This is a genomic window from Paenibacillus solani (assembly GCF_050475945.1).
GTDB classification, from domain to species: Bacteria; Bacillota; Bacilli; order Paenibacillales; family Paenibacillaceae; genus Paenibacillus_AQ; species Paenibacillus_AQ solani_A.
The window spans coordinates 291225-303267 of sequence record NZ_JBCMXJ010000018.1 but is presented as its reverse complement, the minus strand read 5'-3'; the positions used below and the strand labels follow the sequence as shown (position 1 = coordinate 303267).

The following is a 12043-nucleotide window of genomic DNA, read 5'->3' as shown; positions in this document are numbered from 1 at the left end:
GGAGTGCAGATTGCTGAGGGTTCCATCGAGAGCAAACATCTCGCATCAAACGCTTTTGATAACTTCACCTTAGACGAGGGATCTGTTACGGGAAGCCAAATTGCTGAAGGCACCATCACCGGCGCGAACGTGGCCGAGGGATCGTTGGACGGTTTGCAGATAGCTGAGGGCTCCATTGAGAGCCGGCATCTCGGACCCGATGCCTTCAATAATTTCACTCTTGCTGAGGGCTCTGTAACCGGAGGCCATATTGCTGAAGGCACCATCGAGAGAAGGCATCTTAGTCCGGACGCTTTTGATACCTTTACACTCCAGGATGGCAGCATTAACAGTATTAAATTAGGCAACTCAGCTGTCACAAGCGTGCATATTTCTGATGGTGCTGTTACCGGCCAGCAATTGGCAGAAGCAGCAGTCACTGCACAGCATCTGGCCTTTACGCCAGTACGCAGCGTTGCCGGTCAGCCGAAACTTCAGCAGTTTGGAATGACTCCCTTTGTATTAACGGGAGCCGACACACAGGCTGAGGTAACAGTCAAATTTGATGAACCTTTTGCCGGTATCAACTACGTCATCGTGGGGATGAGCAACAACCCAGGCTTCCAAATTTCACTGAAATCACAGCGCGAAGATGCAGCGGTCTTGACAGTGTTCCGCCAGCCTAATTGCAACCTTTCCTACGGATTCATGTCCTGGATTGCTCTGGGCCCTTCATTGTAACCAAAATATTAATACAAAGCGGCTCTCTCCTATCGTGATAAAGAGAGAGCCGTTTCACGTCATTCGTCCATCGTCATTATAATGATTCTCATGTTCAGCCAGCCTCTTTTTCCGCAGGAAAAGAGGCGTTGATTATGAGCAACACGGCTCAGAGATGAAACCTTGTATCAAGATGCGAAGAAACGCCTGTTCATAACTGGAGTCTTGTAGTATTCAAAAAAGACGAGCGTTAAGCTCGTCTGCGTTAAGCTCGTCTTTTTATAAAAAATGCCTCCCTGCCTATATGGCCTGGAATTCCCCCTGATGACGCCATTACCGTCGGGCAGACTTCATATGTACCCGATTAAACCGTCCTTCCTCCCCCCTGTGTTGCGCTTTCACCTGCCTCCGGCCACCTCGTTCGTATGATTGCAGCGTAACAGCCCGAGATGAACAACACCGTAGCTGCAATGATATACGTAGCCCGGACGCCGTATTCATCGGTGATGAACCCGAACAGAAGCGTGGATAAGCCGAATACTAGCGAAATAAGTGCGCTTTGAACTGCGTACACTTTCGGCAACAAATGAACAGATACGCCCCGCTGGAGTGTAGTCTGAAGCGAGACTGCCTTAAGCTGTTCAAAAACGCCGAAGCCTGCCGAGAACACCAGGGCCAGCCAAGGAACCGAGGTCAATCCAAAACCGAAGGTCATGATACTGATGCCAAAGGAAGAGCAGACAACGAACTTGCGGATGTTGCGGTCGATCAGCTCCGCGGCTCTCATTCCAAACAGCCCGCCCAGCATGAGTCCCAGGAAAAAGCTTGCATTAATATATCCCCACCATGCCTCTTCCCTGTGAAGCACATCGGCTACATACACGTAGATGGTCGCAGCAATCCAAATTACGCCCGCCATCGTCTCCAATACATAAATCACATGAATCGCCCGAAGAGAAGGCTGTTTCCAAATGAGTATCCAGCCTTCTTGAATGGAGGGCCAATTCAAAGAACTCGCCTCTCCTTTCTGTTCCCGGGCAGCCTCATGTCGATCCTCAATCATCTTCATGAAGACAGCGGCTGCCATGGCCAGGAACAATGTTAGCCATATCACGTTTCTTCCGCCCAAAGCGACGACCAGCAGTCCCCCAATGGCCCAGCCTCCCAGTTGGATTAACTGGTCCACAATGGCAACAAAGCTGTTCGCTTTTGTCAGCTCGACAGCATCCACCAGACGCGGCAGCATGGCATGGCTTGCAGGTCCAGCCCAACCATCGAGCAAAGAGATGAGGAATACGAATCCGAAAATTGCATAGACCGTCACCACCTCCTGCTCTCCCAGCGCATAGCAGGTTATCAACAACAGAAACAACACGGCCGTTTTTCCGAGCTGAGACGAAGCAAGCAGTGACTTAAGGCTGTACTTTTCCATTAACACAGGCGCAAAGCTCCCGCTAATAAACCGTGCCATCGTTGTAAGAAAGGGCACCATAGCCATCAACATGGCGGACCCTGTAATCCCATGGATCATAGCCATCAGGCCGACAATGTAAAATAAATCCCCACTATTAGCAAGCGCCTGACCTATCCAGAGATAACGAAAAGATTTCCCCTTCATCTTTCTACCCCAATTCTGTATTTAGTTGTATTAGTTTGGGTAGAAAAACCTACATGTTCTGGCCTCCGTACATTTTATATGGATAATATAGTAACACCTTTAAAGACTTCTGTTAATATCGGTATATTTCTCCACGCAATTGTAATGGTATATCTCCCCATCCCCCATTTTTTTTCCCAGGCTAAAACTATTTGGCCCGCTCCACGGTCTAATGATCAGTCAAGCGCACTCAAGTACTTGAGCAGGATCCAAACCATTAAACCAGGTATAGATCAAAACGAATTCGTGCCATGATATAAAATACTAGCGCTAGTAGTTAGGAGTGAGTGAACTGAGAGCAAAAGAATCGAAACAGCAACAGTTCAGCGAAAATATCGAGAAATGCAAAAACAAGTTATACCGGGTAGCCTATTGCTATGTCAAAAATGAGCAGGAGGCACTGGATATCGTGTCCGAGGCAACCTATAAGGGATATCTCGCTTACGAGCGAATGAACACGCCGCAGTATTTTGAGTCCTGGATGACCCGGATTGTCATTAACGCTGCCATCGACCATCTCGGTCGCAAGAAGCGGATTACCTATATGGAAGACCAGACTCAAGACTATGCGGCTGCAGAGCATGCGGTCCCGCTGGAGGAAAAAATGGATCTGTACGATGCGCTGGACAGACTGCCGCCTGAGGAGAAAACCTACATTATTTTGAAGTTTTTTGAGGACTTGCGCTTTCGTGAAATGGCGGATGTGATGTCGTTGTCCGAAAACACGGTCAAGACCAGGTTTTATCGCATTATCGGAAAATTGAAATCTTATTTAATCGAGGGAGAGGTCGATAGCCTATGACAGGAAAAGAACGCTACGAACATATTGAAATCCCCGCCCAGTTAACCGGCGTTATAGATGCTGCACAGAAAAAAGCGGCCACCCGTAAACGATCCATGCGCATGACAAAATACTCCTCCGTTGTTGCAGCTGCCATTGCCATGCTATTTGTAGTCAACATCCCGACGGTGGCAAACGCCTTATCCAAAGTACCCGTGGTAGGCAGCATCGTTCAGGTTCTGCAGTTCGGAAGTGGAGGCGAGCGGACCGACGGCGTTACCGTTGGCACTGAAGCTTCAGAAGATGTGCTTAAAATTGAATTTGGTCAGGAAGGCAAATCTGTTTCCAGCGTGCCGGCCTACACCGTGGATCACCGAGATGCGCCAAACCGCCTTATTTTCACGTTTAACGGCGTACGAAACTTTGATTATGAAACTCTTAAGAAAGACATGCTTGCTCAGCCGCTGGTGAAGGATGTCTATGAAAACATGATTCTGGACGACTCGGCCATGCGTTTTGTCGTTGAACTCAAGGATGGCGTGAAGCATACCATATCCGAATATAAAGACCCCGGCTATATTGAGCTCAAGCTCACTTCGACCGGCGAGCCGGTAACCCCGCGCGAGGTCTTCTATATCCGCAGTGAAGCCATGCCGCAGAGTGAATCCCTCGCTATTCTTGAAGAGATTTATATGGAAGACGACGTAACCTTCATTAAGACGGCCAGCGGAGACTTTACCGCGGTCATCGGCGGGTTCGATACCCGCGAAGAAGCCGAGCAGAAGCTTGGCGAAATTTCGGCTCGCGACAGCTACGGGGATGATCTGCGCATCGACAGCTGGATGAGCAATGAACGCCCCGATTAACATGGTTTATGAAAAAAGCACCGCTCCGACAAGTTTTGGAGTGGTGCTTTTTTATGAAATCAAATCAAGCGCGAACTTCGTATGCGTCCATGACATTATCTTGGGTTTTGACAATCTGCATTTGCCTCTAATCACAAGAATCTCTCACCTACTCAATTTATACGATAAACGATCGATTCATATGGTTGTAAAGTAAACTGGTCGAAACTTCGGTCCAAACGCTCGTAATTGGAGAGCACCACTTCGGGATTTCGGTCCCTCCATTCCGCCGGAAAATAAAATTCCGGCGTCTTGCAGTAAAAATTCAATACGATCAGATATACCTCGTCCCCCAATGACCTAGAATAAGCAAAAATTTCCTGGTGCTCCAGAAGCACCGCTTCGTATTTACCGTAGATCAGCACCTCACTAGATTTTCGAAGACGGATCAACGCTTTATAGTAATTTAGAACGGAGTCGGGATCGGTCATCTGCTGCTCCACATTGATATCATGATAATTCGGATTGGATCGGATCCACGGAACGACCGTTGAGAACCCGCCATAGAGCGTATCATCCCACTGCATTGGCGTTCTGGCATTATCTCTTGCCCGGTAAGCAATCCTGCGCATCGTCTCGGATACGTCCTTCCCGTCCAAGAGTCGTTCCCGGTAATAATTGTAGATTTCCACATCCCTATAGTCGCTCAGCTCTGCAAACTCGACATTCGTCATCCCGATTTCCTGTCCCTGATATATAAACGGTGTCCCTTGCATCAGCATAAAAAAAGTAGCCAGCATCTTGGACGATTCCTTATGGTAGCGAACCGGATCGCCAAAACGGGACACGGAGCGCGGTTGATCGTGATTCTCCATATAAAGGGCATTCCAGCCCACGCCTTCCAAGCCGGTCTGCCATTTATCCATAATCCGCTTCAACTCGGCCAAATCCCAAGCAGCGTAATCCCAGCGCCCTTCAAGGCCGAAATCAAGATTGACGTGCTCAAATTGAAAAATCATATTCAGCGACCCGTTCTCCTCCCCGATCCAGCGGTCTGCTTCCGTGATCGGAATGCCGCTCGCTTCCCCAACCGTCATGATGTCGTAATCCGCGAATGCTTCCCGTTTAAATTGTTGAAGAAATTCATGGATCCCCTCAATATTTCGATGACCCGGATTAGAGTCGACATATCGGAGATGATTCGGATTCGGCATATCCGGTAAACCTGGCAGCTTCTTAATATGAGTGATCGCGTCTACCCGAAAACCATCGATTCCTTTATCCAGCCACCAACGTATCATCCTGACCAGATCTTCCCTAACAGCCGGATTTTCCATATTTAAATCAGGTTGCTTCTTGGAATACAGGTGGAGATAATACTGATCCGTATGCTCATCATACTCCCAAGCGGAACCCGTAAACACCGACTCCCAATTGTTCGGCTCTGCCCCGTCCTTTGCATCCCGCCAGATGTAATAATCCCGCTTCGGATCGTTGCGAGAGGATCGAGACTCAATAAACCACGGGTGCTCGTCCGAGGTGTGATTGAGGACCAGATCCATAATAAGCCGCATGCCGCGCTTATGGATTTCAGCCAGCAGCTGATCGAAATCAGCCATTGAACCGAATTCCGTCATAATGTCCTGATAGTCACTGATATCATAGCCATTGTCGTTATTGGATGATCTATAGATAGGGCATACCCATATGATGTCTATTCCGAGATCCTTTAAATAATCAAGACGGGATATAATCCCTGGTAAATCCCCAATCCCATCTTCGTTCGAATCCATGAAACTGCGCGGATAAATCTCATACGCAACAGCTTCTTTCCACCATTTTCTATGCATTGTCCTACCACCCCGTTTATATATAAGACTTACCTTAACCTATTGCAACATACAGTATTGCCCTTGAAGCGTATCTATAAGCTTATTTGTCCATTTTCACACCTTGTATCCTTGATATCATAAAAAAAGCACCCCTAAGGTGCTTGAAACTTCGTATCGCAAAGCCCGGTATTGCGGGTACCCCATGTGAATTCCAATTCGCCCTCCCACAGAGACCAATTTCCGGCAGGAAGCTTCGTAACCGTCCCATCCTCATTCACGAACTCCGGATTGTCCGAATAACATTCAACAACAAGTCCCTTGTCTGTAAATTGAATGCTCACATTTCCCCGGTGACTATAGGTGTCATCTTGTCCCGTGTCATGTGAATTGAGGGTCATTTTGGAAGACGATGTCTCCATAACAGAGTCTGTCTCTATCGATAGCATAATGAAAGAGAAACAAAGCACGATTAGGAAGTTTTTCATCAAAAATCCATCATCCCTTCAAATATACCTGCTAACCTTCTAAAACAACACGGAATATTTGCGCTCCATAAAGCTATAATTCAACATTCCTGAGACGGGGAAATATAAGGGTCGTTGTTGTCCATATTAATGCTATACTAAGTTAATGATGTCGCGGGGAGTGAATATCATTCGTCCTCTTCGAAGTTCAGTTGGTCCATAAGCATCCTGTCCACTACAATTACGGAAACATGGATTTTTAGATTTCATGATAACAGGAGAGTAATAACGATATGAGCAAAAAAATAGTCGCCATTGATATGGATGATACAATCTGCCATCTCATTCCCAAGGCCATTCACTATCACAATTTGCAGTTCAAAGATCCTCAGCTTACCTTAGATCAGATTACCGACTACAACTTACATCAAATTTGGCATCCCGAATGCTCGGAGGAGTTTTTCTTTGGAAAACCAGGTTTATATGAAGAACTCGAACTATTTGATGAATATACGATTGACGAAATTCATAGAATGACGCATGATTATGACGTCATTGTTGTGACTGCGGCTCGTCCTTCCTCAGTGCCTGAGAAATGGAGATGGCTGCAGAAGCATATGCCGTTTATTCCTTTCGAGAATTTTTTTGTGGCCAAGCGCAAGGACTTAGTAGAGTTTGATCTTCTTATTGACGACGGTCCCCATAATGCGATTGCCGCCAGAAAAGCTGGAAAACAAACCATTCTGATTCCGCGTCCATGGAACGCTCATATCCAACATGAATTTATTTTGAAGGATTCCTGGGAAGGAATGAACGACTTAGTAGACCATATCTTGTCTGATTCTAATCATCAAGGGGAAATAAAATGAATATAGACCGCAATAGCCGGTACCTATCGCAAGATGTTCACTTTTTCGCTGCAGCCTTATCGGAAACGCTTGTTTCCGTATGGGAGGAGGACCCTGCCAGTGTATATGTGGAGATTGAGCGAGGTTACATTGAATGCTACACACCGGAAGTCGTCCGCATCCGTAACAAAGAAACAGGATATCTATCCCATTACAGCCGTGACACCGCGATGTTCCAACGGATGTAAGAATGTACAGCAGGCCGCTTCCTTTGCAGGAGGCGGCCTGTATGATCTTGTTTACCTTTTGGCTGAAAGGACTAGCAGCAAAGTTGCAATTGGACCTAACAACAATGAAAGCAAAAACCAGTTTAAGCCTGTTCTATTTTTTCCTTGGGCCAGCCCTGCATTGATTAGTGCAAGCGTTCCCCATCCCACGTAAAACTCGTTCATCGGATCCCCTCCTAATACCGTGCTCGTTATTGCTTATTACGCTTCGATATGATGTTCGTTGCAAATTACTGGCATTATCGGGCAGAAATTCAAATCCCGTCTCTGAGTTAGCTCTAGCTCAATCCAGCTTTTATAATCAAAATCCAGGTTAGTAAGCTAATTGATCTGGCTTTATTCATCATCTTTATTTCTCCTGCCAGCAATTGCTTCCGCTGCTTGTTTAACGGCCTGATGCCCGAACACGGCAAAAGCTCCCGCGAAGATACCTTGAATAATCGTTTCTGTGCTCCAATGGGTCAGGCCCGTTGTAAACAGAATCGATATCACCATCACCACGTATACAATGCTCCAATTTGGGACCTTAGGCGTTTGCTTCAACACGTATCCGATCACCCAACAGGCAGCAACAACCATGAACAGCTGCGGCTCGATCAATTGAAAGATCACATTCCATTCCATGGCGCTACCCCCTTTTATTTCCAACCATCTTCTACATTTTATTCTTTAAACCTATCAATGGCTTGTACATACATCCTATTGCCTGCAAATCAGGTGATAGAATCTGAGAAGATGGCATCCATGGAAGGTTGGGCGCTGAGCAGTAGCAGCAGAAATGGCGGATACCTGGGGAGAATCCGGGATGGGTTTCATATGAAAGGCATTGGCGATGATTTCTGCTACCTACCCGCTTCCATATTTCCCTGGATATACTCCACTTCAATATATATAAATAGGGCAGCCTCCCCACGCTCGGAAGCTACCCTATTCAAAACCCTGTTCTAACATCCCCAATTTCAAAATAACACTTGATGCTTATACCTTACTAACCTCAGCTTCTTCTAGTGCCTCGGTTTCAACGCTAGACTGCTCACCCTGCCACAGCAGCTGCATTTCTATGCTTGTGTCGAGCAGCTCAGACAGGCTGCCTTCCGCTTCAATCCGGCCATCCTTCATAACGATGATATGATCGGCTTTCGATAGGGCCGCCCTGCGGTGCGACACGGCAATGCAGGTAACGTCACGCTCCTTAAACAGTCCCTCCCATACCAGCTGCTCCGTCTCCACGTCCAGCGCACTGGACAGATCATCGAAGATATACAAATCCGCTCCAGTCATCAGCATACGCGCCGTAGCTGCACGCTGGATCTGTCCGCCCGACAGCATGACGCCTCTTGGACCGACAAGCGTCTCCAACCCTTGGTCCAGGTTCTCGATGTCCTTCTCCATAACCGCCAGACGAATAGCCCGGTCCAGTGACTCCTCGGCACGCTCTGTCTTCCCTTGCACGATATTCTCTCTTAACGGATCGCTGAACAGCCTTGGAACCTGCGGGGTATAAGCCGCACGAGGCGGCATCAGGAAGGTAGCCGGATCGACCTCTTCCCCGTTCCAGCGGATCGTACCCTTCTGTTTAGGCAGCAGTCCCAGCAAGGATCGCACGAGCGTCGATTTCCCAGCACCGATTCGTCCGGTCACCACGAGGAACTTGCCACGCTCCAGGCGGAGATTGATATCCGATATCCCATTCTCCGAATTCGGATACTGATATGATAAATTTCTAACTTCCAGCTCCCTGAGCTCCTCCCCCGGTTCCCGGCGGATAAGGGGCAGTTCCGGAGGCTCTTCATTCAGATACGTTTCTCGCGTCTCTATAATCCGGTCTTCTTCACCGGGGCGGAACAGCATGCGCATCCGGTCAAAAGACACCTTCAGCCGCTTATGCTGGAACACCATGTAGCCGAACAAGGAAATACTGAAACCGATATTCGCCAGGTAAGTGGTAAACAAAGCGAAATCTCCGACGGTAAAATGCCCGGCCTGCATTTCTGCAGCGCACATCAACAGAATCAGCCCCGTACAAATGCTCAATACATGTTGGTTCAAGGATCGCATCCATTGCTTAAACAGATTATCCTTCAAGGCTGCCTGGCGCCGGTCTTCGTTCAGCTTCGTAAAACGCTCTGACACATTCTCCTCCGCCTGCCCGAGCTTCAAGGCTTGAACAGCACCGAAGGTTTCGGCAATGAAGCTAGTGATGCGGCCTGTGGCTTCACGGTTCTTCAGCCCGTAACGACGCGCGCGATTGCCGGACAGATTGTTCAGGAACGTGACCACGACGAGCGGCAGCACAGCCACCAGCATGATTTTCCAGTTAATGCTCGCCATAATGACAACGGATACGAGCGCAAAAACAAGCCGCCCCCAAAAATCCACCCAGGATTCCACGTATTCTACAACTTCATTCACGTCATCACGGAAGCGGCTCATCGCTTCCCCTGGAGAAGCCGGCAAATTCCGGCCCGGCCAGCGCATGATTCCTGCCAGCATATTCGTGCGAAGTATGGCTTCAATATGATAAATGTACGTTACCCATTGGTAAAAGGCCGCAAAGAACGTTCCTACTCGGACAACCCTAACAGCGGCAATAAAAATCAAAGGAACCGCCAGCCATACATAGTCCGCAGTATTAGCGGTGGCCCGGTCAAAAAACCACTGCATTCCAAGGCCGATTAATAACGGCAAGGAGTGAAATATGCACCACAACAAACCGTTGATCAAAAATAAGGCGGGCCTGAATCGAAACAGACGCCCTATAAAACCCGTAATGGTCATGCCAGCTCCTCCTCTCTGCCTGTGCTCAGCAGTCTGGCATAATGTGATGTTGGATCCTGCGCAAGTGCTTCCCGTGCGCCAAATTCCAGAATACGCCCGTCACCCAGCACCATAATCTTATCCACCTGCTCCAGCGTGGCCAGCCGATGTGCGATGATGATGCCCGTACAGCTGCTCAGAAGCTGATCCACAGCTGCCTGCAGCATCGCTTCCGTTGCAGCGTCCAAACGGGACGAGGGTTCATCCAGGATTACCAGGCTCGGCTGTGTCAAAAACACCCGGGTTAACGCAAATAATTGCGCTTCTCCAGCTGACAGTGAAGCTCCGCCTGTCGCTAGATGCGTATCGAGACCATCCGGCTGCGCATCGATCCATTGACGAAGCCCGAGACGCTCCGTCGTTTCCAGAATAAATTCATCCGATACGCTGCCATTGAACAGCGTCAGATTATCACGCAGCGACCCATCAAACAGCTGCACATCCTGCGTTACCATCGCCACCCGGCGGTAAAGCGCGGGCAGCTTTAACTTCGTAATATCGGTACCTCCGACGCGGATGACCCCGCTGTCGACGTTATACAGCCGAAGCAGAATACGGCTGAGGCTCGATTTCCCGCTGCCTGTACGTCCGATTATGCCAAGACGTTCTCCCGGCTTCACTTCGAAGTTAATATCCTGTAACACTGGTTTATCTTCGTTATAACTGAAGTTAACGCCCTCAAACTCCAAACCAAGCGCTCCCGCGGGCAGTGCTTCCTGTTCTCCGTCCACGATCTCGCTCTTGTTGGACAGCAGCTCTCTTGAGCGCAGCATCCCGGATTTCGCTTTTTGAAACTCCTGCACCTGATCACCCAGCATCTCAATCGGGTCGTTCAGCATCTGCGTATATTGATAGATCAGGAACAAGGTCCCTAAAGTGATTTCATTGATCAAATAATAACGAACCCCTAATAACAGAACAGCGGTAACCGCCAGGGCGAATAGGATCACCGTCGTGTTCCAGGGAACAACGCGGAGCATCCAGGCTTTCCTTCCTTTCAGAAACACGCTGCGCATCAAGCGGTGAAACCGGTTCATCACGTATGGCACATTGCCGTTCGCCTGCACATCCTCGATGCCTGCGATGCGTTCTTCAATTAATCCGAACAGCGAGGCGCTGGCCTCCCGCTCGCTCTTGGAGGAGTTTACCCCCATATTCCGGATAAACACCATGAACAGAATGGACAGAAGCGTGAACACCGTCATAACGATCGCGATAGGCAGATTCACCGTGAACATAAATCCCAGTATGCCGGCAAGCAGCACGAAGCTCCCGATCACCTGGACGATGAACATGGCGAAGAAGTTCGAAATATTCGTCACGTCGCCGTCTACACGCTCAATCATCTCGCCAGGCGTTTTGACATTATGAAACCTCATATCCAGCCGCAAGCAATGCTTCAGTAGATCGCCGCGAAGACGGTTCGTCGCACGCCACGAAATATCGTTGCCCAGATAGCTCACAGCCACGGTAATTAGCTGGTTGAAGACTGCAACGATCAGGAATATCCCCGCAAGCTGAATCAGCGCTGCTAAGGTACCACCACCGGCTGCCGTATCAATAAACTGTTTAACAATCTGCGGGTTCAGAAGCTGCAAGACTGTCGATGTTAACAGCATGACGAGAAGAAGGATCAGGCGCCCTTTAACCGGTTTTAAATATCGCAAAAGCCATGTCATTGAAACTTTCTCTTTTTTGGGCACTGTGCCCACCCCCATATGCAAGCAAGTATATACGCACTGCCTATAACCCCATAACTCAAGATATACCGGCAGTAAATCATTACCAGTCTACATGAAAGCCGCTGGCATGC

The 12043-nt window shown here is 48.6% G+C and carries 12 protein-coding genes; 5 read left to right on the top strand and 7 right to left on the bottom strand.

Annotated elements, in window-relative coordinates; all coding sequences use genetic code 11:
* A partial coding sequence (locus ABEQ74_RS24945; protein ID WP_430124916.1) for a WIAG-tail domain occupies nt 1-720 on the top strand: 720 nt, incomplete at its 5' end.
* Nucleotides 721-1063: 343 nt separating this feature from the next.
* On the opposite strand, the gene ABEQ74_RS24940 is transcribed toward ABEQ74_RS24945, so the two are convergent.
* Entirely contained in the window at nt 1064-2317 is a 1254-nt protein-coding gene (locus ABEQ74_RS24940) for an MFS transporter (protein ID WP_430124915.1), read from the bottom strand.
* Between the two features lie 322 nt (nt 2318-2639).
* Between ABEQ74_RS24940 and ABEQ74_RS24935 the strand changes: the two genes are divergently transcribed.
* Both ABEQ74_RS24935 and ABEQ74_RS24930 read left to right on the top strand, forming a co-directional pair.
* Nucleotides 2640-3158 carry a sigma-70 family RNA polymerase sigma factor gene (locus ABEQ74_RS24935; protein WP_430124913.1) on the top strand — a complete coding sequence of 173 codons (519 nt, stop codon included), beginning with the start codon at nt 2640-2642 and terminating at the stop codon, nt 3156-3158.
* A 101-nt stretch (nt 3159-3259) separates the two neighbouring features.
* Complete coding sequence (locus ABEQ74_RS24930; protein ID WP_430124912.1) at nt 3260-4003, top strand: hypothetical protein; 744 nt, start codon at nt 3260-3262, stop codon at nt 4001-4003.
* Between the two features lie 152 nt (nt 4004-4155).
* Here ABEQ74_RS24930 and ABEQ74_RS24925 read toward each other — a convergent pair whose 3' ends face one another.
* The gene (locus tag ABEQ74_RS24925) at nt 4156-5832 is read right to left on the bottom strand and encodes a glycoside hydrolase family 13 protein (protein WP_430124911.1); all 1677 of its coding nucleotides are present in this window, start codon (nt 5830-5832) and stop codon (nt 4156-4158) included.
* Between the two features lie 134 nt (nt 5833-5966).
* Complete coding sequence (locus ABEQ74_RS24920; protein ID WP_430124910.1) at nt 5967-6302, bottom strand: hypothetical protein; 336 nt, start codon at nt 6300-6302, stop codon at nt 5967-5969.
* A 269-nt stretch (nt 6303-6571) separates the two neighbouring features.
* On the opposite strand from ABEQ74_RS24920, the gene ABEQ74_RS24915 reads away from it, so the two are divergent.
* The gene (locus tag ABEQ74_RS24915; RefSeq protein WP_430124909.1) at nt 6572-7147 is read left to right on the top strand and encodes a 5' nucleotidase, NT5C type; all 576 of its coding nucleotides are present in this window, start codon (nt 6572-6574) and stop codon (nt 7145-7147) included.
* Nucleotides 7144-7374 carry a hypothetical protein gene (locus ABEQ74_RS24910; protein WP_430124907.1) on the top strand — a complete coding sequence of 77 codons (231 nt, stop codon included), beginning with the start codon at nt 7144-7146 and terminating at the stop codon, nt 7372-7374. Before ABEQ74_RS24915 ends, ABEQ74_RS24910 begins: the two co-directional genes overlap by 4 nt.
* A gap of 51 nt (nt 7375-7425) precedes the next feature.
* Here ABEQ74_RS24910 and ABEQ74_RS24905 read toward each other — a convergent pair whose 3' ends face one another.
* The 4 genes from ABEQ74_RS24905 to ABEQ74_RS24890 form a co-directional block, all read right to left on the bottom strand.
* Nucleotides 7426-7578 carry a hypothetical protein gene (locus ABEQ74_RS24905; RefSeq protein ID WP_165593463.1) on the bottom strand — a complete coding sequence of 51 codons (153 nt, stop codon included), beginning with the start codon at nt 7576-7578 and terminating at the stop codon, nt 7426-7428.
* 171 nt (nt 7579-7749) lie between these two features.
* Nucleotides 7750-8037 carry a phage holin family protein gene (locus ABEQ74_RS24900; RefSeq protein ID WP_430124906.1) on the bottom strand — a complete coding sequence of 96 codons (288 nt, stop codon included), beginning with the start codon at nt 8035-8037 and terminating at the stop codon, nt 7750-7752.
* A 354-nt stretch (nt 8038-8391) separates the two neighbouring features.
* On the bottom strand, nt 8392-10191 hold the full coding sequence (locus ABEQ74_RS24895; RefSeq protein ID WP_430124904.1) for an ABC transporter ATP-binding protein: 1800 nt from the start codon (nt 10189-10191) through the stop codon (nt 8392-8394).
* Nucleotides 10188-11933 carry an ABC transporter ATP-binding protein gene (locus ABEQ74_RS24890; RefSeq protein ID WP_430124903.1) on the bottom strand — a complete coding sequence of 582 codons (1746 nt, stop codon included), beginning with the start codon at nt 11931-11933 and terminating at the stop codon, nt 10188-10190. The genes ABEQ74_RS24895 and ABEQ74_RS24890 overlap by 4 nt, the downstream gene beginning before the upstream one ends.
* Nucleotides 11934-12043: the final 110 nt, after the last annotated feature.